Here is a 22,290-nt window from a genome sequence, read left to right on the forward strand (position 1 = left end):
CACTGCCCGACAGCTCCAAATACTTGATATTCTTGTTTTCGAGTTCCTGAAGACCGTAGGCCTGAAATTCTGCCGTAATGGAATCTTTTTCTCTTTTTAATCTCGATATCTCTTCGTCAATTTCGTGTACCCTGATTAATCTTTCATTGATATTCTCAATCATCTTACTTCCCCCTTTCGTTTAGGGCTTCATGCACCTTTATTCCGCATTCCTCACAAATAAATACCTTATCCACCTTAAGCAGATTCTCATGAGTTCCACACAAGATACACGAACCTTCCACTCTCTCAAGAACTAAGTTCCCGCTATCATCTGCTTTCACCTCAACCTTTTCTCCGGGTGCAATTCCCATCTCTCGGCGGATATGCGACGGGATGGTAATCCCTCCTGACTTGCTAACTTTTTTTTCATTTAACATGATGTTTCCTCCTTTTGCTTCCTGCCTTCTACAACAACCACTTCTCCCCATTTACGAACCTCGTTATGAAGAGAATCTATCTCTTCTGTTAACTTTCGCTGAGTTTTGAAAAAATCGAGATCGCTAACATCCAAATGCGTAAGAAGTTCCAACTTTTTATCAACCTGGTCAAAGAGTTCCTCTTGCTTCTTTTCAACGAACTTCATAAGATAATTCCTTTTTGCAAAACCATGTTCTATCGAAAGAAGTGCATTTATGATTCCAACGAGCTCTTTCTTTGTGAATAGCGTTCCATTCTTCAGTTTCATCTACTTTCCTTCTTTCAACAGCTCCGCCTCTCTATCGCTCACAATCACCTGCGCTTTATACTCGCCGGTTTCACGATCATAGTGAAACAAAGTGAGTTCGATCCCATACTTGCAGCAAGTCGCCACGGCTTCCGCCGTCACGGCAGTCAAACCCGTTACATATAAATCCAGACTTCCTGCGAGAGCAAGCTTGCGCTCAATCACATCTCTCATATATTCATAATCGTGAACATCGTCAATTTTTTCAAAAAGGTATCCATCTGTTGCCTGCTTAATCTCATGTCGCCCTGCGACACATCCCATCTTTAAATGTTTCATCTTCATTTCCTCCCGTTTCTTTTTTCTCGACAGCTTTCTAATTTTTTGGACAACCTCCATATATAGATTGTAATCATAGTTTATTAGATCCCAAAAGAATTCTTGAATTGAAAACCTCATTTCATCCCCTCCCGGAAATCATCTTGAAAGCTGTCCGAAACCTCTTCAATAAAGTAATCTACTCCCGCCAATCGTTTCAAAAACGCCTCCTTGTATCCGATCGGATGACGAAAAAGCAATAACCTGTCATCCACATTCCCGACAAACGTCATGACCTCCACCTGTTTCTGCTTGTTGATCTCGTCCGTGTCCCTCCTGCGAATTCGGTATCGCTTACCATAGATCAGTCTCACGCTGCCCTCCTTTTTTTGATACGATACTTAACATCGTAGGCACTCCAAATCTTAAAATCCTTATGTTTCCTCTCCGACTTCCTTGATCCCGCAAGATCACGGAAGTCCTCAACGATTTCTCCGCCGAAGCGGTAGAGGATCCACAGAAAAGGCATCACCAAGGCACTCCCGTTTTGAGTGCCGTAAGCCATTTGATTCGTGACCCACACGACCACCTGCAACATCCAACAGATTCTCAACAACCACCTGTCTATTCTGTTCATTGTTCTAACCTCTTTTCTTTGTACTCTTCCCACTTCAACCGTTTTCCCGTCTCAATATAGCGAGCGTAGTACTCGAGAGCAAGATCACGATTTTCCTTATTACTTAAACTGTCTATGAGCATTTCCATTGCCTTTAAAGATAACATGATTCCGACACAGTCCAGGATCGCATCAATCACCGCGATCGGATGGAGCGTACCGTACTGACAATTCAGCTCATTAATGTAGTTGTAGATTCCCGCAGGAACCTCATCCGGATCTTTCATTTCGATTGTCTTAAACACATATCCGATTTTTTCCATCTCCTCAATCGTTAGAATTGTTCCCTCCGGGATTCTCCCGTTCAGCTTCAGACAAAGTGCAACCTGCCCGGGTTGCTGATGAAACAACTCTCTGTTGTGCTTCACCTCCATCCCAAACAGTTGACTCATGACCTCAGCCGTCGCCTTATGACCTACATAAGAGACGAACGGAGTTGATTGAATCAATTCTCTTGCTTCTTCTGTTGTCACTGTTCGGATCGAAAAATCTCCATCTGCCGTGATGATTGTCGTGTTTAATACTGCCATTTTCATCTCAGTGTCCTCCTTGTTTTTTAGGCGAAGGATACACATATTCCTTGTATCCTACTTCCTCAGCCATTCCTCCTTCAATACGAAGGAGTCGATATGCACTCTCTCCCGTGATTTCCTTAATCACCTTTTCCAGTTTCTCCTTCTCTTCTCCCTGACTTCCACGATGCCGATAGCCGGGCGCTATGGTATCTAACCCATGCGCCCGTGTCGCCTTCTTCACAACGTCAAAGGCAATCACATCGTTGTGAAGGAAAAACGCCAGCCCAAGATCTTCGTGATTGTGCCGATTTGTACCGATACAATCCCCCCACAACCCCTTCTCGAAGAAGTCGCTCAAAAAGAAGTACCATGCTCCGTTTCGATCCTGCTGCCAGATCTCAAACGGAAACAAGATATATCCGCTTCCACTTCTTGAATAACGACACTCCTTCGGGTACTCAAATATCGCCTCATAGATCACCCGATTTTTGCGCCTTAGCGCGTTTGCATACACTCGCAGACCTCGTTTCATTTTGCCATCCTCCTAACCTTCCCCGATACCCTGTTTACATACTCCACATACTCCCTTGTCTCTTTCACTCTCAGCCAGTTGTCCGGATTCAACTTGCAACTTGCAAAATACTCCTTTTCCTTCCTTGTTAGCCTTTTTCCATGCTTCATATGTCCCCCCTAACCGATTAACCGCTTGATCGATTCCAGTTTTTCCTGTGCTTCTCCGAATCGTTTCATTGCGGTCCAAGCAAAGCCCGTTGCCAATTGTTCAAGTGTAAGACCCGATTGGATCTCTCCTACATATTCAATATTTTTCGCCATCGCATTGTTGTCGTCTTCTGCGATATATATCTGTTTCTCGTCAATATATCGATATAACTTGTATGTTTTCATCCTCTACTCCTTTAACTCCTCTATCTCCTTGATCACTTCATCCATCTTTTTCAAAACCCTTGTAAACTCTTCTCTATCCTCCTGATTCGCGAGCACCAGCCTCGCATGGATCGAAAACCGAACTTGTTTCAACGTCTTCATCATCTCTGCCTTTGTCTGCATTCCCCCCTCCTTTGACAATCACGTCCACAGCGTGTTATAATCTACTTGAATTCATTTTTGTCCGCCCAATCGGAGCGGGTGCGAAGTCCAAGCATGTTCCCGCATGCAAGGACTTCTTTTTTTATGCTTCAATTCCCATTTGTCGTGACATCGATCTCAGTCCTGCAATCGATGCGTTTCCGTTGTTCGTCGCATTCGCATACAACGCCGTCGCTCCCCTTAATCCATACTTGGAATGTGACACCTTGAGCAGGTATTCCGCTACCCCCAGATCGACATCTCCGAAGACCAGATGCATGTCCTCGATGTCGAAATCATCCGTCAACAGATGATTCCGCATTGAGATCCTACTGAACAATTGAGCAAACTCTGCCTGACGTTTTCCGAGCATTTTGCTATAAACCACTTCATTCCCGATCAGCACGATCGCCGTACCGGTCGCATCGTTAATACTTCGAATAATCTCCAAAGTTCGCTTGTCCAAGCATTGTGCCTCGTCGACAATAATCATCTTATCGTTTTCAAACAGCCTATCCATGATATCCATCATCTGCACATCTACCGTGCCCGAAGTCTCTACCTTCAACGCCCTTGCCAAGATCCGAAGGAACGGCTTGACCTTAGCAAATGCCGGATTTGCCGTAACAAAGAACACATCCATCCGGTCTTTTGCCCAGTTTTTTGCGGTAAAGGTTTTGCCTATCCCAGCATCTCCGTAAATAACCCCCAGTGACCTTTGAATATTGCAGTATTCCAAAACATTCAACACCTTGTTGCTGATCGTTGTTCTTGCAAACCCCAAGTCCTCCGCCGACACCGTGTTGTCCCTAGCCTCTTCCTTTTCAAGAAACTCCTCAAGCTGTGTCGCGATCTTCTCCATCTTCGTATAAGTTCCGGCAAGGAACTTGCTGAAGCTACTCTCTGCAATTCCGGCACGTTTCGCCATCGCCGATTGAGTTACATTGCGATCCTCCATATACGCCTTAACCTTGTTTATTGTGATCCTATAATCCATCTATTCCTTTCCCTCCTTCTTCCTTCGAGCATTCTCGATCATCCGCTCGAAATAAATCCCGACTTCCTCATCGTCTCCCGATGCCTTTGCGACTCGCTCGGTCATAACCGGACGGATCACCTTCGCATCGTAGTCAATGACGTTTTTCCTTCTCATGCTCTCCGACACGCTTCTCATCGCCTCAACGACCTCCGGAGCATCCTGAAGTTCCTTGATGTTCAAATATGTCTGAACATCTCTGCGTAACTTCTTATTATGAGCTGCGACTGCTTTCATCGCTTCCACGTCGTCCGCACCTTCATATCCACCTTTTAAAGCTCTGCGACACTCTCCGATATATCGTTCTTTTTCATCGTAGAGATACACCTTTGTCAGATCGTCAGAGTCATACCTTACATATACCTGCTGTCCCAGGAGAGCTTGCACGTAGTCGCTTTCGTAATAGTAGACCTTTTCGTCTCCCACCTTGATAAATACGCCGTCTCTTTTGAACTGTTGAAGCCTTACGCTTCTTGTCAAAAGCAATCTTAACTGCTCCGCCGTGGCCGTGCGTTTTTCGATTAAGTTGTTCTTATAACACTCATTTGGCGTTAATCCATGCATCCCCTCCGCTTCACTCGCTGTGTTGTTGTAGAAGCCTTCCAGAAAGTTCTCCAAATCCCTTTTCATTTCAGATAGAAGTGGAATATTTTCCTCTTTTTTCAGAACCTTATTATGTCGATTAGGTCTGAAACTCGGACCCTTCCCGACATACGTTAGAAAGCACTTGGAAAACTGATTTGTCATCGTTTTGTGGAAACGCTCAACAATCTTCGCCTTCGCATTTCCGACCTTTGCATTTGTCATGCTGACACCACAACGCTCCAAGATCGTCGTTCCATAATCCGCTCGCTCGTCTGTCTTGCGTCTTCCACGCCCGCCGAACGAACTCGACAGAAACTCTCTTCCGTTGTCAAGATACACCGAAACGGGAAGCCCCCACTTCATTGCACAATCCCTGAAACAAAGAATTACCCCGTCCGTTGTTGCCGTCCTCGTCAACCGAAATCCCAGCAGCTTTCGACTTTTGATATCGAACCAGCTCACAAAGTACGGTCGGAACACTTCCCCCGTCTCGTCATCTCGTACCATGATGTCCATGGTATGGTAATCTGAAGACCAGACATCGTTTGAGAAGATCTTGCTATAATCCCGATGAATAAATGTCTCACACTCATCCGAGAACGCCTTCTCTCCCTTGCGGAAATACTTCACAACCGGTAATGGGATCTCCTGCGTTGCCCTGCGGAATGTAGCTTCCGATGGCAACGGTAACAACTCCGGCTTATGCTCTTCAAGCCATCCTTGCATCAGCTTGTAGAGAAAACTCACGCTCGGCTCATTCTCATCGAGCCACCACCAACTGAAGGTATGCCATACCCAGTCATGGATCTTCGCGCCTGTCTTCTTGCGATTTCCTCGCAAGTCTGCCAATCCTACCACTCCGAACTCCTTATATCGCTCCCATTTGCGATATAGAGTTCTTTCTGTTACCTGCTTATCACTCTCCTTGTTGAATCTTCTTAAAAACTCCTTTGTTGCCGACTTCTCCGTATGCTCTCCCACATACGAACGCCAGCTTTTTATAACTCCCTCCCAATAAAAAGCCTCTTCTCTTTGAGTTAAACTCAAATCATCGAGCTTGACCTCAAGATCCGACTTTTTCGATTCGGGAAGTTCCGCCTTTTGAGGGTTTTCAGCAAAATATTTTATCTTTGCGGATTCGCTTAATTCGGAAACAGGGACTCTATATTCAAAACCACACCTTTCTCCCGTTTCTATTTTTTGCGACTTTATTCTCCCCCTTCTCACACTTTTGTTTATGGCTTCCCATGTTTTTCCTTCCAGATTAGCAACTTCTGTCAAAGATAAATATTCCACTTCTTCACCCCCTAGCTTATTTTTTCTCCCTTTAAGAACAGATCTATTTGCTCTTGATATTTACCAGCTCCCACAGCTCCGTACATAATCATAGATAAATAGTTTGTGCTCTTCATTCCCATGTTTTGTGCAAGTCTTGAAATTGTAATATTCCTACGAGCACACTCTTCGCGAATGGCTTTTCCTTGTTTTGTAATTTTTCTTTTCGACCAACTTCTTTTTCTCTTCTTCTCTTCCACCTTCCTCACCACCTTGTCATTTTTTACTCATCGTACAACTCCATCCAATGAACTTTTAAGCCCTTGGCTATTTTTCTAGCGACTCTTACAGGTAACTCTCTCCTTCCCGTCTCATAATGGGAGTACATTTGATAAGATACTCCTGCAATTTTAGCAACTTCACTTTGTTTCAATCCCATTGATAACCTTATTTTCCTTAAATTTTTCATATTTTTTGCCCTTTCACTCTACATATGGTATAATATATTTGTATTGCCTACTATATATAGAAAGGAGGTGATCAATATGATTATGCAACCTGTTTCTTCCAGTAATTTAGTATCCGTTGGGTACGACAAACCATCGCGCACCCTCAGAATACAGTTCAATTCAGGCACTTATGACTACTATGATGTCCCTGAATATGTTTATAACGGATTGATGGCAGCCGCATCCAAAGGAAGTTATCACGCATCGTATATTAAAAATTCATATCGCTATTCTAGGATTTAGACGGAATCCCAAAAACGGACTCTTCCACTCTTATTCCATCCGCAGATATCACAACGGATACATGAGGGTGGAAGTGTTCTTTTAATTCTTCCAAAATTGGCTTACATAACTCTGCCAGCTTTTCGTAATCTCTCATTTCTGTTGATTTCATTCTTTTCGCCTCCTGTTTGCAGATCCTTTTCTCTAATTTAGCATTTCCAACACCCTGACTCCTTTATCTACCAAATAGCCACCTCCTTTTTTCTCTCTGCCAACTAAAATGCAAAATTTTTGGGTTGAAAGTCTATATTTTTGGTATAATTAAGTTAATTTTTAAGTTACTTGTATTATAGCAAGAAATTTCTTGTTTGTAAATACAAAAATAAGATTTTTCTTATAGAAAGGGATAGTTATGAAGGATAAAGTTTTACTTCGCTTATTGGATGCAATAAAAGAAAAGAACTTGAATGAGAAAGACCCTTTGATTTCATGTGGTATAAACACAAATCTGTTTGTAGATTGGAAGAAAAAGGCTAGAGAAGGAAAGGTTATGTACCCTTCCTATGACAAAATCGCTAAGTTATCTACATTTTTAGGCCTTTCCCTAAATTATGTAATATTCGGAGAGGATCGAGAGCAAGAAAAATCTTATTTTCCTCCTCAGTTTTCCGAGAAAAATAGAGCAGAACTAGAACTATATATAGAGTTTTTAAACTATCGAGAAAAACAAAATTACGACGAAACGAAAGAAGAATATACACTAACCCCTAAAAAAGAAGAGGTTCGAACAAAACAAATCCCCATTCTCGGAGAAACAGCAGCAGGAAGTCCCAAACTTATGGATGCCCCTTATTACAGCGAAGACGAACTGATTGAAGTTCCTGAAAGTTCAAAGGCAAATTACGCACTCCGAGTACGTGGCGATTCTATGGAGCCAGAGATTAAAGATAATCAGATCATTTTCATAAAAGAGCAGCCCTACGCCGAAAACGGGCAGATAGTTGTCGTAGCTACCGATCTTGATACTATCACCTGCAAAAGATTCTATAAGTTTCACAACAAAATAGAACTTCGATCTATCAATCCATTTTACAATCCCATTATCATAAAAGCCGAGAACTCCGAAAACTTCCGAATAATCGGAATGGTAATTGACGCTTGATCTTTCAAAAAAAAAACCGACTAGAAATTTTTTCTCTTTCATAGTCGGTTTTTTATTTCAATACTTCTTTCATAATCTTTCATACTCAAAAACAGAACTTTTATTCCCTTCAAAGGACTACTTAAAACCCACTTTTTTCACCCTATGTTTTTTATGCCTTTTTTTCGAAAACTCTAGCCCGTTTTTCGCCTTCCTTTATCCATTTTTGTCCACTTGCCTTTGTCCACTTGATTTTTCTATCGTTAATTTTTCGTTGGAATTTCAAAAGAATTCCAAGTGGACAACTTTTTTGTCGAAAAACACATTTGTCCACTTGGAATGTCATTTATCCACAACTTCACTTTGAATACCTCCAGTCTTATTACCACTCTATCTTTCCCAATCTTTCATAACATCTTTCAAAATGTAACGCCCGTCTTTCAAAAATCTTTCACACTTTCCGCCGATCTTTCACACCCTCAACCGCCTAATATGTAACCTGCTGCATCTCCTCATTAACCCCTATGTAATCCCACCATACCAACCCTTTCACATCCTCGCCCTCTTCATGACGATTCCGAAACCTTTCCCGCTCCTTCCCGCTTCATATCGCCCGACCGAAACCCTCCCGAAAGATCCCCTACATCATTTTGAAAGATTTTTGAAAGGCAAAAACCCTGTTTTGAAAGTTTGAAAGATAAAAAAAGAGCCTTGACTTATCCACAGCCAAACCTCTTTAAAAATCCATTTTTCACTTTGCACGTACTTGGCAAAACTTTTTTGATACAAACCTTAAACACATTGGAAAGACGACATTTCCCGCCTTTTCTCGCCTTTCCTCACACCTTTTATATTGCCATCTATCCTGAAAGATTACAATCCCCTTGGAAAGATTTAGTTCCAAGGGGTCCTTTTTCTAAGATCCATATCGTCATTCCAAGTTTTTGTAAATGGAGCAGCTCTGATATCTTTTCATACCAATGTTTTTGAACAGAAAAAACACCTTCATCCGGCATAATCTTCCACCTTCTCCTCATCCATCGCTATGGAATAATACCAAAACACTTCCTTATATTCCACTCTGGAATCTGTATAAATAAAGTTTATTTATACATCTTCTCGTAGTACTCCATATACTCCCCGGAAGTTACCTTCTGCATCCATTCCTCATTGTTCAAATACCAACGGATCGTTTCTGCAATACCCTCCTCAAAGGTATAAGACGGCGCCCATCCGAGTTCTGTCGTTATCTTCGTATTGTCAATCGCATACCTTCGATCATGCCCCGGTCTGTCTTTTACATATTCGATGAGATCCTCCTGTTTATCCAAGGTTCGCACAATAAGTTTTACAATTTCAATATTCGCCTTCTCATTGTTTCCACCGATGTTATATACTTCTCCGTTTCTTCCTTTGTGAAGTACAATATCGATAGCCTCACAATGGTCCTTCACATGGAGCCAATCTCTGATCTGCATCCCGTCTCCATATACAGGAAGTTTTTTGTCCTTCTTGCAGTTATGAATCATAAGGGGTATCAACTTCTCAGGAAATTGATAGGGTCCGTAGTTATTCGAACACCTTGTAATATTCATAGGTAAGGCAAACGTCTCATGATATGCACGAACCATCAGGTCCGCTCCCGCCTTGGATGCCGAATACGGACTGTTGGGTGCAAGTGCGGTAGTTTCACTAAACATCCCTTCCTTCCCCAAAGCTCCGTACACCTCATCCGTTGAGACTTGAAGATACTTCACCCCTTCTTTGTACTCCCTCGAATACTTATCTTCCGGGTGCAACTTCCAAAACTTCTTTACAGTATCCAATAATGCCTGCGTTCCAAAAACATTTGTCTTCAAAAATATTTCCGGGTTCTCAATACTTCGATCCACATGGGACTCCGCTGCAAAGTTTACTACCATATCGATATCATAGTCCCGGAACAACCTTTCCAGAAGTTCTCTATCGGCAATATCGCCTTTCACGAACACATAGTTCGGATGATCTTCGATACTTCTTAAATTCTCGAGGTTTCCTGCGTAGGTCAACGAATCCAAATTAATAATATGATAATCGTATTTTTCCAACATCAACCTTACAAAATTGGAACCGATAAATCCCGCTCCTCCTGTAACCAATACCGTTTTCATAGTCAAGACTCCCTTTCAAAGATTGGAGATAGATCCTCTCCTCTATAAAATCTCTATCTCTTCATTACCGATTCGTTGCAAATATCGACCGTAATCCGACTTCATAAGAGGCTCCGCCAAGGTCAAAAGTTGCTCTTTTTTGATATAGCCTTTTCGGAAGGCGATCTCCTCGATACAGGATACATACAGACCCGTTCTCTTTTGAACCGTATGCACAAAATTCGCCGCCTCCAGTAAACCGTCATAAGTTCCGGTATCAAGCCAAGCCATCCCTCGACCGAACAGCTCCACCTTCAGCTGTCCCTTCCTCAAATACTCCTCGTTTACCGCCGTTATCTCAAGCTCCCCGCGTTTTGAAGGTTTTATATTTTTGGAGATCTCAACTACCTCATTGTCATAAAAATATAAGCCCGGTATCGCATAGTTGGACTTGGGTTTTTCCGGTTTTTCCTCCAAAGACAACACGTTCCACTGCTTGTCGAATTCCACGACACCAAATTCACTCGGATTGCTCACATAGTAGCCGAATATCGTGGCGCCTTCCTCATTGTTTCGCGCCTTAGCCAACATCTCGGAAAATCCCCGTGCATAAAAAATATTATCTCCGAGTACCAAACAAACACGGTCCTTACCGATAAAATGTTCTCCGATAATAAAGGCTTCTGCCAAGCCTCTCGGTTTTTCCTGTATCGCATAATTTATGCTCAAACCGTAACTTTCTCCGCTTCCAAGCAGCTCTTGGTACAGATGGATATCCTTGGGTGTAGAAATGATCAAAATATCTCGAATACCTGCTAACATCAAGGTAGATAACGGATAATAGATCATAGGCTTATCATAAATAGGCACGATTTGTTTCGAAATAGTCTTGGTGATCGGATACAATCTTGTACCCGATCCCCCTGCAAGTATAATTCCTTTCATCTGATCTCTCCAATCATAATTTTTATATTATGCATCATCCTCAAACTTATAGCATAGATATCGAGGTCTCTCAGTTATTGCATCTCCAAACAATTCCATAAAAACATCTACACTATCTGCAATACTTTTCCTTTAATACCTCGTATTTTATAAGTGTCATATCGATGATCAGATCCATATTGTAATACTTATAGTCTGCAAGACGACCACACAGAAATAAATTCTTATACCGCTTAGATTCCTCCACATACCGATCAAACAACTCTAAGTTTTCTTTGTTCACAACAGGATAATAAGGAAGATTGCCCTTTTCCGCGTCTTTATTGTATTCATAAGGATATTCATATGCGATCGTAGAATACTCTCCTTGAGGTTGACCGTTTATCTTATTGTGCTCCGTAATCCTCGTGTACTCTACATCCGGAGAAGGGCAGGAGACAATGTGTGTGGGTAAGATGGAAGTTGTTTTTTGACTTTCGTATACAAACTCCAAAGACCTGTAAGGAAGTTTTCCGTACTTGTAGTCAAACAACTCATCAATGGCACCGGTAAATACCAACACATCATACTCCTCGCCATCATAGAGAACAATTTCATGTTCGTCGTCAAAACGAATATGATCTATGGCATTGGTATTTAATTCAATTTCGATATTGGGATGATTCAAAAGATTTTCAAAGAGTTTTGTATATCCGTACTTTGGAATATATTGAAAATCAACATCCAAGTACCTCTCTTCATAGTTCAATCGCATCTTTACCCTATCCAAGACGCTCCTGTCCAATTGTTCGGGTTTTAGATTCCACTGCTTAGCCGTATAAGTCTTATATGCCTTCTCATATAACAGATTTCCGTAGTCACAAATATCTTCGTCTTCATGGCTTATCAGTTCAAAAATAGATACGTTATGTCGTCCTTCAAATGCAGATCTGAACTTTTTTAGCAAGGAAGAAGCTTTTTTCGCACCCACCAGTTGTTGCATCGTCATATAGTTGAAGGGTAGACTCACATATTTGCCGTCTATATGACTTAACAACTTCACGGAGAAAGGAACTAATTCCGTATATTTTTCCAAAAATTCGATTACATGGTACTTGTCCGTATTAATCAAATGAGGACCGTATTTGTGAACCAGGACCCCGTACTCATTGTAATAGTCATACATATTCCCTGCAATATGAGGTCTTTGCTCTATCATTCTTACTTTGATATTTTCTTCTTCCGCCAGTTTTCTGGCAATGATACCACCTGAATATCCCGTTCCCACAACCAAAGCTTTCATACTTCAACTCCATCCAATATACAATATTTGACGCTGTTACTGATCAAAAAATCAAGAAAGTTATCTCTTCTTAATCCAGTTTACAGTATTTAATATACTTTCCTTAAAATCACTACAAGGGCTAAAGCCCGTATCCTTCCTAAGAGAAGTTCTGTCTATCCTCTCATAGTCAATATTGACCGTATCACTGTATACTCCGAGTTTCAGCTCAACATTAGGATTTACTATATCCCTAACATTTTCAACGATCTCTCTAAACGTCAAAAGGGTTTCGTGTCCCAGATAGTAGGTTTTTTGATTCAGCCCCTTTTCACCAATCGCCAATAAGCCTTCGACAATATCTTCGATATAGATCCAGTCATACAAAAAATTTCCTTCCACCAAATCAGGACTTTTCCCTTGAAGAAGATTGGTCAAGAGAACATTGGGCAACATCTTAGACGTATCACCCTCGCCATATGAATTCGCGATTAAAGCAACATTAATGTCTATCCCCTTTTGATAAGCTATTGTTTTACAGATCATTTCAGAAGCTAATTTGGCTGTACCGTAGATGCAAGTATATCGGGGTGCTATTCCTGATTTTCCGAAATAATTTATTGTTTCAAGGACATTCACCGTACTCGCCATAACAAACTTCTTAGACTCAGATCTTATCGCTAAATCAAGGGCGTCTGCAGAATAAATGGAGTTATTCATCTGCAATTTATAATCTTTAAAAGGCGCTCCAAATGTTCCTTCCCATGCTAAATGATAAAACACATCGACATCACCGCTCAGACGACTTTCATCGATATTCGAATAACCCTTCAAATCCGCCTCTACAATTGAAATCAGAGGATCATCTTTAAATTCATCCATCTTTTTACAATCTCTAACAATTGCAAAGACTTCTATTTTCTTCTCCAAAAGTTTTTTAGTCAAAGCTTTTCCGATAAAGCCACTCGCCCCTGTTACAACAACTTTCTTCATTTTAAGTTGACCTCCATATTCAAGTTCACATCACTATTGGACAACAGAGGTGCTTTCATATCTTTTTCAGAAACGATTGGATCTTCAATTCCCCAGTCGACTCCGATCTCCTTATCATTCCACGCAATCGCCCTATCATATTCCGGATAGTACCATTCACTTACTTTATACTGGATCTCACAATGATCTTCCAATGTCAAAAATCCGTGACCAAAACCACTGGGTATCCATATTTGTTTTCTGTTTTCTTCGGATAATTCAACACTGATCCATCTTTTAAAAGTTGGAGAGTCTTTTCTAAGATCGACAACAACATCCAAAACTCTTCCCTTCACACATCTTACCAACTTTATTTGCGGTTTTGGATTATTCTGAAAATGTATTCCTCGAATGGTTCCTTTTTTGATCGTATAGCTATGATTATCTTGAACAAAGACCGTGTCTATACCGAACTCTTTTAAGGTTCTGCTGGAATAACTCTCTGTATAATATCCCCTGTAATCCTCAAAATATTTGGGTTCCAAAATTTTTACACCTTCAAGTTCCAACTCTGTGATCTTCATGACCTAACCCTCCTTTTGTATTTTTTCAACCAAATAAGACTGCTTTTCCAAATAAGTATATTCCCTTATCCTCTTCTTCTTATCGAGAATACACTGTCTAAAATAAACGATCGAATTATAGAACTGATCATCCTTGCCCACCGAAACCTTCTTTGACTCTCCCCCGACAACACAGTCAAACTCAACATCAAATTCCGGAGGTGCCGTGAATATCCTCGATGCCTTCAGATAACCTCGGCTTCCCCACAATTCAAGTTCACATCTGTACTCATGATCCATCCCGAATCCGATCTGTGCAGTCACATTCCCATTTGACAATGTCGCATCTCCATACAGATCGACCTCATACTCATCGGTATAGTGCAGCTTGGAAGTTTCGACCTCAACTTCTTCGCCCAAAAGTTCCAAAATCAAACGGACGGGATATCCTCCACAGTCCAAAAGAGCACCTCCACCCAGCTCCTTATTGTATCTGAAATCTTCGGCACTTCTCCTGGGGAAACCAAAGCTTGAACGCAACAAGCGAAGCTCTCCGAATTCTTCTTGCTCAAGAATCTCCCGTATCCTTGTGATCTGTCCGTGGTATAAAAACATATAATTCTCTCTTAAAACCAGATCTCTTTCTTCAGCCATGGCTATCAATGCTCGAGTATCAGACAAAGCGGTCGTTGAAGGTTTCTCCAAAAAAACGTGTTTCCCCTTCTCCAAGGCTGACTTTGCCCATTGATAATGAAGTGCGGGCGGTAGCGGAATATAGACCGCATCGATCCCCTCGTCATCGAGTAATTCTTCATAAGAAGAATATGCTCTTCCTCCATAGTTTTCGATAAACTTACCCGTTTTTTCGACGCTTCTCGACGCCACACCCGCATAATCAAAATCCTTACACTTCATCAATGCCGGAAGAAAACGACGAAAGGCGATCTCCGATGTTCCAAGTATCCCTATCCTTATTTTTTCCATAATACATCAAGCCTCCAATACTGACAGCAGGTTTCTAAGCTGAATGTTAAGAACATTATTCACCATGATCAATTCCGCCAAAGTCTTATAATCTACCCAAAAATATCCTTGTGGCAACTCCCTTAACTCCTCTTCTATCTCAATGATCACATTGTGGTTCTGTTCATGATAAAATCTTCCACCCTCTTCAGACAACACTGTGTCGAACCGGATGTTTTGCTGTCCTTTCCACCTTTCAAAGAACAACTTTTCCACTACATCCAATTCATCTTCCGAATAATCCGCTTCCAACTGGACACTCGGTCCCAACTCGATCTTGTCAAAACATCCGGTTTCCGACCTCGCCTTTACCAAAAACTTCGTCATACCGTCTTCGAGCCGGGTCAAAAGACCGAATATCGCCTTTCCGTTGGCTTCAAACAAAGGTTGTGTCCACTTTCTTACTTCACGACCTTCTATCTCTATCTCACAAAAGATGACCTTGAAGGGATATCCCTCCTTATGAACAAATTCTCCCTTTTTCCACTCCCATCTATCCAAAGAAGACAGGGGCAGGAGCTCTCTTCTGCAAAGGTCAAACATCTTATAGTCATTGATATATTTATAGATTTCGGTAATATGATTTGTTCCGTCCCCTTCATACAGGGATTTCTTCAACTCTTCACTTCTCGGGTAACCTAACAGTTCACGCTCCCTTTCGCTCATACTTAAGTAAGGAAGACAGGATAAGACCGTCCTTGTGTCCATATTCACAAGATTATCGATCTTCATCAGTTCCTTGATTTGATCCAAGCTCATCCACTTATGAGAAGGCAATACTCGAACCTCATCTTCGACCAGAATGATGATATTTCGATTTCTCTTTCCCAAAAACCTCGAAGACTGCTCCGATTGGATCTGATCTACCAACACCCGATGTCTCGCGTCCAAAAAATACTCGAGATAGGCCGGCTTCTTTCCTCCATGTTTTTGGGTAAAATTACTTTTGGTAGCCTGAATCGTCGGAGAGATCTGTATTTTGTTGATATTTCCCGGTTCGATCTTCGCCTGCATAAGAAAATACATTCTGTGATCGAATTCTTTGCATATGATACCGAGATAACCGATCTCATCTTGGATGATAATCGGTTGCTCCTGAACGACCCTGTCTTCTTCAAGCACTTTCAAGCCTCTGATCTGAAAAAAACTGTTATCCTTGTTTCGTATAACCCCTTCTCCATCTAAAAACCAAACGGTTTCTCCCATTGTTTTCTTATAGATATTTACTTCCAGGCTTCTGTTTTTTTCATCGACCCAAGATAAAATATCTTTTATATTCTCCCTCATCTTTGTTCCTTTACTCAAACTAATCGAATTTTCTACAGTTCCGGCCAAAACTTTCTGAAGAATCTTCCGTTCTTTGCATAAAAACCAAAGAACCATTTTGACAAGTCCAATTTATCTAAAACAGATACCGTCTTTAAAGCTAGGTTGACAACCATCCGAGAACCCTTTAATCCTCTGAGTGTCAAATACTTATTGTTCCTATACTCGGCAAAGTGTCTATCTAAATAGCCAAATGCCTTCGAATACTCTGCATCCATATTCTCTTTTTTAACGTAGGCACCTGTTTTCAAAAGATACCAACAAACAAAATAAAAGGCATAGTAACTTGCTATCTCATACGATTCTTGGGACAACAAGTTCTTGTTTCGGATAAGATAGTCAAAACTCTTATCTATAATTCCATTCTGAAACTCCAAAAAGACTGTGTTTTTTATAGATTTTCTATTGAACACGTAGTAATATTTGGGATAATCGACTAGCTTTATCTTAGGTCTTCTAGCTTCTAAAACCCCTTGATAGAGGATGTCCTCAATAACCCTCCCCTCACAAGAATAGATATTGTTCTCAACCAAGAAATTTCTCCGATACATCTTGGCAAATAAGGGAATGCTTTGACGAAAAGCCTCCTCTTCTGTCCGAAACTTTCGGACATATCGGATATCCCCGTTCTCTTCAACGCTAGTAAATCCGGTATAAAAAACATCTATATTCTTTGATTTTTCGGCTTCGCGAACCAAGGTCGACACATAGGATCTATCGATATAATCGTCATGATCCATAAAAAGAATATAGTCTCCCTCCGCTCTGTTCAAACAATAATTTCTTCCTTTGCCGACTCCCCCGTTGATATCAGATACAAAAATCCGTATCTTATCCGGATGCTCAACTTCAAGTTCCCTCATGATCTCTCTTGTGTTATCTGTGGAAGCATCGTCGTACAAAAGAATCTCTATATTATTGTAATCCTGCTCAAGCAGGCTCTCCACATTTTTTCTGATAAACGCAGAGGAATTGTACTCCCCTACGATTATCGAAACTGATATCTCCTTCATCATCCTATACTTCCCCTTGTATAATAAAATTTGATAAATATCGCTTGATTTTTGAAAATGGTCTTAAAAAGCCTCGTTCTGTTACTGAATACCCTTTTGCAAGTACATAGGCAAACAATAGAGCAAGTATCAAATTAATAGAAAACATCAACAGTAATTTTGCCTGCCATATGTTAATGTGAACTGCTGCACTTATATATCCCAAAAGTGTCAAAGAATATGTTTGACCAAAGTAGATCCAGATACTGTTTTTACCTAAAAGTGAAACTACACCTACAAAACGATTCGATGAGCTGCTTACTCTTTTTCTTAACAACAAAACTACTTCCATAGCAGGCAATGAGTAAAACAAGTATGGTAAGGATGGAGAAAACTTGATTTGGTTCAAGTCCGATTCCAATATATGAATCCCTCTAAAACAAAAGCTCAATCTTATCAACAGGACAGTCCCGACTAGTATAAAGACAAAGTCCCTTGCAGACGGAATATACCAGTCTTTTGCTTTGTATCCCAAAAGATAAATAAGCGCATAGAAATAAAAATATACCGATAAAGAAAGTACATTAGGTAAAAACTTATACCAAATAAGAGTCAACGCAAAAATACATCCCCATATCAAGTAGGTCGAGCTCCTTTTATCTCGAAATAAAAAGTATGGTATTATGATATTGACAGGGACGAAAGCATTGAAAAACCAACCCCCCCAGAAAATCTGACCATATATTGCCCGGTTGAGTGACTACAAACAAAAAGTAATGTGGCAGATCTTTGACCTTAAATAAATCTCTGTCCACAAAAAAAATAACCAATGTATATAACACTATAAAATATATACACCTGAAACAGAGTTTAATTACACTATTTATCTTTTTGTAGTAGTCTTGATTATAAGAACTTCCCCATCCTGACAAAAAGAAAAAGAGAGGTACATCAATCAACAGTGAAAAATTTCTCATATAGCCCGGTACATAAGCCCATCCCGAAACAAAAACTGTGTGGATAAATACGATACCTATAATCGCTATCCCTTTAAAAAAATCTATTGCAAGACTCCTCTTAAATTTGGTCAAAATAACACCTTCTCCTATTTTATATTTTATACTATTACCCATTCGAATTCTATGGTGATTCAAAGCATTTTTAGAGATTGCATACCCTAATACCCTGATTCCTAATATTTCAAGTAGAGCACAGTATAATGCACGGCGGATCAACCCCCTGTCTAATACACCATAATATAAATCGTATCTCCTATTATCTCTGTCTGGCTTTCTTCATAAGTATTCCAGTTTTTCTCAAAAAAATATCTCTGGTATATGACATCATCCATCTCTATTTCATCGAACTTCCTTTGCATATAAAACTCCACCATATTTTTTCTAGCCCAATCAACAGCCCACGCCCTTACATTCAAATCAAACATACAAAACACGTCAGGATAACTCCAGTTGAGCTGTGCATCATTCTTAAAGGCAATTTTGCTCACCTGAATCCCGCTCACTTTTTCATAATCCTCGATCTCTGCTCTTATTTGTAGAACAATCTGTTTGTCTAAGCTGTTCGTTTTTTGCATTCCAATAGAAATATTATTTGTTCTGTATATATAGACGGTATTCAAAACAAGAAAGAAGATCAAAGCTAAATTAAAATAAGCTTGCAAGGATGAATCCGTTTGTTTTCTACACAGAAACAATAGTCCCAATATCCCGGGAAACCCGTACAATAGCACTACGGTTCTCTGAGACAACCACGGTTCGGCTAAAATATGAGTTGAGTATAGAATACCGCTTATCACAACAAAAAACAAAATAAAGAGAAGAAATTCCTTTGATTTGGGAATCCCTTGTATGGTAAATATGGAGACTATATTAAATGCAAGCACAACTAAAGTTGTGATTACAAGCCAAACATTCCCATTTCCCGTTGTTTTCATAGCCCATAAAACCGGCTGCATCTTTATTACATATATAGTATTATTGATAATGTCGGTATTTGTCCTTATTCCATTTCCAAACACTTTTATAATAGTTAACTGGATTAGACTGATCCCTGTATAAAGAAACAAGAGAAACAGAAATTCTTTTATTAATACCTTTGTAGCAGTATTCTTTTTCAGGTATATCATATAAATTATGAACAAAGATAGAATAAAAAATACATTTAAAAGAATCTGATAGATCCCTATAACAAAAATCAGGCTCCCTATATAAAATACCTTCCGCTTTATAGAGGTGTATGATTCTTGAAAAAACACTTTAAAAGCAAGAATTGTAACAAGATAAAGCCCCAACGAGTAATAAACAACACATTCGGGAAACTGAAACCAATCTGCATATAGAGGATTTATAAATATCGGAGTAGCTACCAATAGTAATTTAAATTTCCGAGTGGAACGAAACTCCAAATAACTACTCAATCTGTAGACCAAATGATACAGCGACAAGCCTATAAAACAGATCGATAAAACATTGGATACTACGTTGTTCAACAGAGGATGGATCCTAAACATTGCCACAATATACATCAAAATTCCCAGTCCATAGCGCCCTGCCTTTAAATAGGGGAAAGTATACTCCTCCCATATATCCCGCAAAGTAAACTCCAAGTTAGCAACGACCCTGTATGTATCCGTTGCATAATGAGGATACACATAGCCTCCATAACAAATAAAAGCTATACAAAGACATACGATCAATAGTTCGACATCCGTTTGTTTCTTAAATCTATCTATTAACAAGTATAATCTCTCCTTTTTTTACCAAGTAAGCCTTATGTGAAATATCGAACAAGCACGAGTCTGAATAACTGTCTGAATAGCTCTCCAGAACATTGCACTCAGGAAAGAACTCATAGAGTCTGTTTACCTTCTCTTTCCCATAACAATTCTCCGATAAAAATTGCCCTGTTTCTTTATCGACCTTAGTGGCGATCAATTTGAATACCCCTATTTTCTGTGCAGGAATATGCAATAAAAACTCCGGAGATGCAGAAATAATAATATCTCTTGAATGGTCTCTCTTCTCAAGATACCAAGGTTTTAACTTACAGAAATTCTCCTCCCAAAAACCTCGGAGTAAATCATCCACCTGAGTATTGTGCTTTAAGAACGAAAAGTACCTCTCCTTGAGTGTCTTTTTGGAGATCCGCTTACAAAAATACAGTATGAAACTATACAACAATAAGGGAATTATCTTTAGAATGGATCCCGGATTTTTTTTGAATACATACATAAAAAAATCCACACTGGAATCCCCATCGTATATGGTCCCGTCAAAATCATAGACAAATACCTCCATAATCCCTCCCCTTCTATACCTTTATATACAATATAGTAAGTATCATAATGATATACAGCATACTTAATATAATAATGATCTTATCTCCCAAAACCACTTCCACCGGATCTCCATCCGAATCCATCTCGATAACCAGTGTGTATCTCAATATCACCAAGATAACAACAGGGATTGTAAACAATATACTTCTGCCCAGCATAGAGACCATCCCTTCACACCAAAGAGAGTAAAACACCAATGTGATTCCCAGAAAGATATACATCACCTTATCCAAATACTCTTTGGTATAATATTTTAGGACTGCTCTATGAGAGGTCCCCCTTTTTATCAATTCATTTCTTCTCTTCCCAAAGCCCAAGAAAAATGCCAGAGATAAGACCGTGAGATATAGCCAGGCAGATACTTCCACATTCACAATGACAGCTCCATAGTATATCCGTAAAATATATCCCATTGCCAGTATCACTACATCTACGATCGGTATGTTCTTCAACCTGTAGCTGTAAGCAACATTGATAAAAAAATACAGAAACAGGACCGCCCAAGATCCCAGGCTGTTTTTAAACACAAAAACTTCCAATAGAGTTGTGACTGAAAACAAAAAAAGTATAAGGAGGACTGCACTCCTTATTGTTACTGTTCCCTTAGCCAAAGGTCTTTCCTTCTTTTTCGGATGGCTCCTGTCCTTTTCTATGTCATTGATATCATTGATAATATAAATCACTGAAGATACCATACTGAAAGCAAGTACTCCGAGCAACGTATCAAAAAAACTTGAGTCTTGGAGCAATTTTTTCGAAAAGATCAGAGGGACACATATCAATAAGTTTTTTATATAATGTTTGACTCTCATCAATTTAAGGTATTCTCTCATAGTTCTCCTTCTTATCTCCAAAAACATAGTACTTATTTATCAAATAGGTGGCCAGTATGATCACAACAGCAATTACAATTTTGCTTATAAACACATCTCTTTTAAAGAAATCTACACAAAGATAGAGCAGGACCGTATCGACCAGCAACGACAAGACTCGAACAAAAAAATATTTGATTTTTTTTATCATATCGTTTGATCGCTCACTACTATCTTCCTCAAAAACCCACCATTTGTTGAAATAATAAGAGATGTATACTGCGACAACATAGGACAATACATTACAAGCGATGTAATGCACTCTAAGCTTTATCAAGATATAAAATAACACGAAGTTTATCCCTGTTGACAAAACTCCAAAGAAGCCGTATCTTATCAGCTCTTTCAAATGTCCTGCTTCTACCTTTATCACGACTAAGCAACCTTTCGTTCTACTTATTTTCTGAACAAATCTCTCATACCTTTTAATTTTTTGCCTGCACCGGTATAATCCATAAAGTTTCTATATTTCTCTACCATCTTCCAAGTTCTCATAGAGTAGATATGCTCCAACTCATTGCTTTTTTGAATATAGTTTTGCAGTTCCTCTACGGATATGGACACAAGATCTCCCTGTTGTTCTATCTTTGGAGGATCCTCGATGATAACTTCCTCCGATAACTTGTGAAGAACTTGTTGTTCCTTGTTTTTTTCATTCTCATAAAGTTGTTTAAACCAAAGTACATCCTTCCAAACGACAGACACCTGAGTTTCCATAGCTTCAAATTCGGTATACAGGGTCAAATAGTCTTCGGCTATCGTCCCTACTTCCTTCAATAA

33 protein-coding genes are annotated in these 22,290 nt (G+C 39.9%); 2 read left to right on the forward strand and 31 right to left on the reverse strand.

The window, feature by feature from the left end:
* Positions 1-164: 164 nt before the first annotated feature.
* From ACFO4R_RS07660 to ACFO4R_RS07725, 14 genes are all read right to left on the reverse strand, one after another.
* Entirely contained in the window at positions 165-419 is a 255-nt protein-coding gene (locus tag ACFO4R_RS07660; RefSeq protein ID WP_379788486.1) for an AbrB/MazE/SpoVT family DNA-binding domain-containing protein, read from the reverse strand.
* The gene (locus ACFO4R_RS07665) at positions 413-727 is read right to left on the reverse strand and encodes a hypothetical protein (protein ID WP_379788488.1); all 315 of its coding nucleotides are present in this window, start codon (positions 725-727) and stop codon (positions 413-415) included. Before ACFO4R_RS07665 ends, ACFO4R_RS07660 begins: the two co-directional genes overlap by 7 nt.
* Complete coding sequence (locus ACFO4R_RS07670; RefSeq protein ID WP_379788489.1) at positions 728-1,045, reverse strand: hypothetical protein; 318 nt, start codon at positions 1,043-1,045, stop codon at positions 728-730.
* 116 nt (positions 1,046-1,161) lie between these two features.
* On the reverse strand, positions 1,162-1,398 hold the full coding sequence (locus ACFO4R_RS07675) for a hypothetical protein (RefSeq protein WP_379788491.1): 237 nt from the start codon (positions 1,396-1,398) through the stop codon (positions 1,162-1,164).
* Positions 1,395-1,661 (reverse strand): hypothetical protein, encoded by a 267-nt coding sequence (locus ACFO4R_RS07680; protein ID WP_379788492.1) that lies wholly within the window; start codon positions 1,659-1,661, stop codon positions 1,395-1,397. The genes ACFO4R_RS07675 and ACFO4R_RS07680 overlap by 4 nt, the downstream gene beginning before the upstream one ends.
* Complete coding sequence (locus ACFO4R_RS07685) at positions 1,658-2,236, reverse strand: YddF family protein (RefSeq protein WP_379788493.1); 579 nt, start codon at positions 2,234-2,236, stop codon at positions 1,658-1,660. Before ACFO4R_RS07685 ends, ACFO4R_RS07680 begins: the two co-directional genes overlap by 4 nt.
* A gap of 1 nt (position 2,237) precedes the next feature.
* Positions 2,238-2,747 carry a hypothetical protein gene (locus ACFO4R_RS07690; RefSeq protein WP_379788494.1) on the reverse strand — a complete coding sequence of 170 codons (510 nt, stop codon included), beginning with the start codon at positions 2,745-2,747 and terminating at the stop codon, positions 2,238-2,240.
* The gene (locus tag ACFO4R_RS07695; RefSeq protein ID WP_379788495.1) at positions 2,744-2,896 is read right to left on the reverse strand and encodes a DUF6906 family protein; all 153 of its coding nucleotides are present in this window, start codon (positions 2,894-2,896) and stop codon (positions 2,744-2,746) included. The genes ACFO4R_RS07690 and ACFO4R_RS07695 overlap by 4 nt, the downstream gene beginning before the upstream one ends.
* A gap of 9 nt (positions 2,897-2,905) precedes the next feature.
* Entirely contained in the window at positions 2,906-3,121 is a 216-nt protein-coding gene (locus tag ACFO4R_RS07700; protein WP_379788496.1) for a hypothetical protein, read from the reverse strand.
* Positions 3,122-3,124: 3 nt separating this feature from the next.
* Positions 3,125-3,283, reverse strand: coding sequence for a hypothetical protein (locus ACFO4R_RS07705; RefSeq protein ID WP_379788498.1), 159 nt, complete (start codon positions 3,281-3,283; stop codon positions 3,125-3,127).
* 121 nt (positions 3,284-3,404) lie between these two features.
* Positions 3,405-4,298 carry an AAA family ATPase gene (locus tag ACFO4R_RS07710; RefSeq protein WP_379788499.1) on the reverse strand — a complete coding sequence of 298 codons (894 nt, stop codon included), beginning with the start codon at positions 4,296-4,298 and terminating at the stop codon, positions 3,405-3,407.
* Complete coding sequence (locus ACFO4R_RS07715) at positions 4,299-6,218, reverse strand: transposase domain-containing protein (protein WP_379788500.1); 1,920 nt, start codon at positions 6,216-6,218, stop codon at positions 4,299-4,301. It lies immediately after the preceding gene.
* 11 nt (positions 6,219-6,229) lie between these two features.
* Positions 6,230-6,457, reverse strand: a complete 228-nt coding sequence (locus tag ACFO4R_RS07720) for a hypothetical protein (protein ID WP_379788501.1) — start codon at positions 6,455-6,457, stop codon at positions 6,230-6,232.
* Positions 6,458-6,480: 23 nt separating this feature from the next.
* On the reverse strand, positions 6,481-6,666 hold the full coding sequence (locus tag ACFO4R_RS07725) for a helix-turn-helix domain-containing protein (protein WP_379788502.1): 186 nt from the start codon (positions 6,664-6,666) through the stop codon (positions 6,481-6,483).
* Positions 6,667-6,748: 82 nt separating this feature from the next.
* On the opposite strand from ACFO4R_RS07725, the gene ACFO4R_RS07730 reads away from it, so the two are divergent.
* Positions 6,749-6,949, forward strand: a complete 201-nt coding sequence (locus tag ACFO4R_RS07730) for a KTSC domain-containing protein (RefSeq protein ID WP_379788520.1) — start codon at positions 6,749-6,751, stop codon at positions 6,947-6,949.
* Here ACFO4R_RS07730 and ACFO4R_RS07735 read toward each other — a convergent pair.
* On the reverse strand, positions 6,939-7,100 hold the full coding sequence (locus tag ACFO4R_RS07735; protein WP_379788503.1) for a hypothetical protein: 162 nt from the start codon (positions 7,098-7,100) through the stop codon (positions 6,939-6,941). The genes ACFO4R_RS07730 and ACFO4R_RS07735 overlap by 11 nt on opposite strands.
* A 240-nt stretch (positions 7,101-7,340) precedes the next feature.
* On the opposite strand from ACFO4R_RS07735, the gene ACFO4R_RS07740 reads away from it, so the two are divergent.
* A complete protein-coding gene (locus tag ACFO4R_RS07740; protein WP_379788504.1) occupies positions 7,341-8,090 on the forward strand; it encodes a LexA family protein in 750 nt (249 codons plus the stop codon).
* An 839-nt stretch (positions 8,091-8,929) separates the two neighbouring features.
* Here ACFO4R_RS07740 and ACFO4R_RS07745 read toward each other — a convergent pair.
* The 16 genes from ACFO4R_RS07745 to ACFO4R_RS07820 all read right to left on the reverse strand — a co-directional run.
* Positions 8,930-9,085: a hypothetical protein gene (locus ACFO4R_RS07745; RefSeq protein ID WP_379788505.1), complete on the reverse strand. Its 156-nt coding sequence runs from the start codon at positions 9,083-9,085 to the stop codon at positions 8,930-8,932.
* 87 nt (positions 9,086-9,172) lie between these two features.
* Entirely contained in the window at positions 9,173-10,219 is a 1,047-nt protein-coding gene (gene rfbB / locus ACFO4R_RS07750; protein ID WP_379788506.1) for a dTDP-glucose 4,6-dehydratase, read from the reverse strand.
* 42 nt (positions 10,220-10,261) lie between these two features.
* Positions 10,262-11,143 (reverse strand): glucose-1-phosphate thymidylyltransferase RfbA, encoded by an 882-nt coding sequence (gene rfbA, locus ACFO4R_RS07755; RefSeq protein WP_379788507.1) that lies wholly within the window; start codon positions 11,141-11,143, stop codon positions 10,262-10,264.
* A 112-nt stretch (positions 11,144-11,255) separates the two neighbouring features.
* Positions 11,256-12,425: a UDP-galactopyranose mutase gene (gene glf, locus ACFO4R_RS07760; protein ID WP_379788508.1), complete on the reverse strand. Its 1,170-nt coding sequence runs from the start codon at positions 12,423-12,425 to the stop codon at positions 11,256-11,258.
* 60 nt (positions 12,426-12,485) lie between these two features.
* Entirely contained in the window at positions 12,486-13,397 is a 912-nt protein-coding gene (locus ACFO4R_RS07765) for an NAD-dependent epimerase/dehydratase family protein (protein WP_379788509.1), read from the reverse strand.
* Positions 13,394-13,960, reverse strand: coding sequence for a dTDP-4-dehydrorhamnose 3,5-epimerase (gene rfbC / locus ACFO4R_RS07770; protein WP_379788510.1), 567 nt, complete (start codon positions 13,958-13,960; stop codon positions 13,394-13,396). The genes ACFO4R_RS07765 and rfbC overlap by 4 nt, the downstream gene beginning before the upstream one ends.
* 3 nt (positions 13,961-13,963) lie before the next feature.
* A complete protein-coding gene (locus tag ACFO4R_RS07775) occupies positions 13,964-14,923 on the reverse strand; it encodes a Gfo/Idh/MocA family protein (RefSeq protein WP_379788511.1) in 960 nt (319 codons plus the stop codon).
* A gap of 6 nt (positions 14,924-14,929) precedes the next feature.
* Positions 14,930-16,249, reverse strand: a complete 1,320-nt coding sequence (locus tag ACFO4R_RS07780) for an NDP-hexose 2,3-dehydratase family protein (RefSeq protein WP_379788512.1) — start codon at positions 16,247-16,249, stop codon at positions 14,930-14,932.
* Between the two features lie 32 nt (positions 16,250-16,281).
* Positions 16,282-17,301 carry a glycosyltransferase family 2 protein gene (locus tag ACFO4R_RS07785; RefSeq protein WP_379788513.1) on the reverse strand — a complete coding sequence of 340 codons (1,020 nt, stop codon included), beginning with the start codon at positions 17,299-17,301 and terminating at the stop codon, positions 16,282-16,284.
* A gap of 4 nt (positions 17,302-17,305) precedes the next feature.
* Positions 17,306-17,689, reverse strand: a complete 384-nt coding sequence (locus tag ACFO4R_RS07790; RefSeq protein ID WP_379788514.1) for a hypothetical protein — start codon at positions 17,687-17,689, stop codon at positions 17,306-17,308.
* Between the two features lie 247 nt (positions 17,690-17,936).
* On the reverse strand, positions 17,937-18,413 hold the full coding sequence (locus ACFO4R_RS07795) for an acyltransferase family protein (RefSeq protein WP_379788522.1): 477 nt from the start codon (positions 18,411-18,413) through the stop codon (positions 17,937-17,939).
* A gap of 110 nt (positions 18,414-18,523) precedes the next feature.
* Entirely contained in the window at positions 18,524-20,038 is a 1,515-nt protein-coding gene (locus ACFO4R_RS07800; protein WP_379788515.1) for a glucosyltransferase domain-containing protein, read from the reverse strand.
* Positions 20,025-20,597 carry a haloacid dehalogenase-like hydrolase gene (locus tag ACFO4R_RS07805; RefSeq protein ID WP_379788516.1) on the reverse strand — a complete coding sequence of 191 codons (573 nt, stop codon included), beginning with the start codon at positions 20,595-20,597 and terminating at the stop codon, positions 20,025-20,027. The genes ACFO4R_RS07800 and ACFO4R_RS07805 overlap by 14 nt, the downstream gene beginning before the upstream one ends.
* Before the next feature lie 13 nt (positions 20,598-20,610).
* Positions 20,611-21,498: a UbiA prenyltransferase family protein gene (locus ACFO4R_RS07810; protein WP_379788517.1), complete on the reverse strand. Its 888-nt coding sequence runs from the start codon at positions 21,496-21,498 to the stop codon at positions 20,611-20,613.
* Positions 21,455-21,883 (reverse strand): GtrA family protein, encoded by a 429-nt coding sequence (locus ACFO4R_RS07815; RefSeq protein WP_379788518.1) that lies wholly within the window; start codon positions 21,881-21,883, stop codon positions 21,455-21,457. The genes ACFO4R_RS07810 and ACFO4R_RS07815 overlap by 44 nt, the downstream gene beginning before the upstream one ends.
* A gap of 23 nt (positions 21,884-21,906) precedes the next feature.
* A partial coding sequence (locus tag ACFO4R_RS07820; RefSeq protein WP_379788519.1) for a hypothetical protein occupies positions 21,907-22,290 on the reverse strand: 384 nt, incomplete at its 5' end.

Source organism: Filifactor villosus (assembly GCF_042652965.1).
Taxonomy (GTDB): domain Bacteria; phylum Bacillota; class Clostridia; order Peptostreptococcales; family Filifactoraceae; genus Filifactor; species Filifactor villosus.

Coding starts and splice junctions, on each gene's coding strand:
- ACFO4R_RS07730 (WP_379788520.1), top strand. CDS start 6,749: ATGCAACCTGTTTCTTCCAGTAATTTAGTATCCGTTGGGTACGACAAA.
- glf (WP_379788508.1), bottom strand. CDS start 12,425: ATGAAAGCTTTGGTTGTGGGAACGGGATATTCAGGTGGTATCATTGCC.
- ACFO4R_RS07665 (WP_379788488.1), bottom strand. CDS start 727: ATGAAACTGAAGAATGGAACGCTATTCACAAAGAAAGAGCTCGTTGGA.
- ACFO4R_RS07735 (WP_379788503.1), bottom strand. CDS start 7,100: ATGAAATCAACAGAAATGAGAGATTACGAAAAGCTGGCAGAGTTATGT.
- ACFO4R_RS07765 (WP_379788509.1), bottom strand. CDS start 13,397: ATGAAGAAAGTTGTTGTAACAGGGGCGAGTGGCTTTATCGGAAAAGCT.
- ACFO4R_RS07785 (WP_379788513.1), bottom strand. CDS start 17,301: ATGAAGGAGATATCAGTTTCGATAATCGTAGGGGAGTACAATTCCTCT.
- ACFO4R_RS07740 (WP_379788504.1), top strand. CDS start 7,341: ATGAAGGATAAAGTTTTACTTCGCTTATTGGATGCAATAAAAGAAAAG.
- rfbA (WP_379788507.1), bottom strand. CDS start 11,143: ATGAAAGGAATTATACTTGCAGGGGGATCGGGTACAAGATTGTATCCG.
- ACFO4R_RS07775 (WP_379788511.1), bottom strand. CDS start 14,923: ATGGAAAAAATAAGGATAGGGATACTTGGAACATCGGAGATCGCCTTT.
- ACFO4R_RS07705 (WP_379788498.1), bottom strand. CDS start 3,283: ATGCAGACAAAGGCAGAGATGATGAAGACGTTGAAACAAGTTCGGTTT.
- ACFO4R_RS07700 (WP_379788496.1), bottom strand. CDS start 3,121: ATGAAAACATACAAGTTATATCGATATATTGACGAGAAACAGATATAT.
- ACFO4R_RS07690 (WP_379788494.1), bottom strand. CDS start 2,747: ATGAAACGAGGTCTGCGAGTGTATGCAAACGCGCTAAGGCGCAAAAAT.
- rfbC (WP_379788510.1), bottom strand. CDS start 13,960: ATGAAGATCACAGAGTTGGAACTTGAAGGTGTAAAAATTTTGGAACCC.
- ACFO4R_RS07670 (WP_379788489.1), bottom strand. CDS start 1,045: ATGAAACATTTAAAGATGGGATGTGTCGCAGGGCGACATGAGATTAAG.
- ACFO4R_RS07795 (WP_379788522.1), bottom strand. CDS start 18,413: ATGGGTAATAGTATAAAATATAAAATAGGAGAAGGTGTTATTTTGACC.
- ACFO4R_RS07805 (WP_379788516.1), bottom strand. CDS start 20,597: ATGGAGGTATTTGTCTATGATTTTGACGGGACCATATACGATGGGGAT.
- ACFO4R_RS07725 (WP_379788502.1), bottom strand. CDS start 6,666: ATGAAAAATTTAAGGAAAATAAGGTTATCAATGGGATTGAAACAAAGT.
- ACFO4R_RS07660 (WP_379788486.1), bottom strand. CDS start 419: ATGTTAAATGAAAAAAAAGTTAGCAAGTCAGGAGGGATTACCATCCCG.
- rfbB (WP_379788506.1), bottom strand. CDS start 10,219: ATGAAAACGGTATTGGTTACAGGAGGAGCGGGATTTATCGGTTCCAAT.
- ACFO4R_RS07685 (WP_379788493.1), bottom strand. CDS start 2,236: ATGAAAATGGCAGTATTAAACACGACAATCATCACGGCAGATGGAGAT.
- ACFO4R_RS07745 (WP_379788505.1), bottom strand. CDS start 9,085: ATGCCGGATGAAGGTGTTTTTTCTGTTCAAAAACATTGGTATGAAAAG.
- ACFO4R_RS07810 (WP_379788517.1), bottom strand. CDS start 21,498: ATGTTTTTGGAGATAAGAAGGAGAACTATGAGAGAATACCTTAAATTG.
- ACFO4R_RS07710 (WP_379788499.1), bottom strand. CDS start 4,298: ATGGATTATAGGATCACAATAAACAAGGTTAAGGCGTATATGGAGGAT.
- ACFO4R_RS07695 (WP_379788495.1), bottom strand. CDS start 2,896: ATGAAGCATGGAAAAAGGCTAACAAGGAAGGAAAAGGAGTATTTTGCA.
- ACFO4R_RS07780 (WP_379788512.1), bottom strand. CDS start 16,249: ATGAGGGAGAATATAAAAGATATTTTATCTTGGGTCGATGAAAAAAAC.
- ACFO4R_RS07680 (WP_379788492.1), bottom strand. CDS start 1,661: ATGAACAGAATAGACAGGTGGTTGTTGAGAATCTGTTGGATGTTGCAG.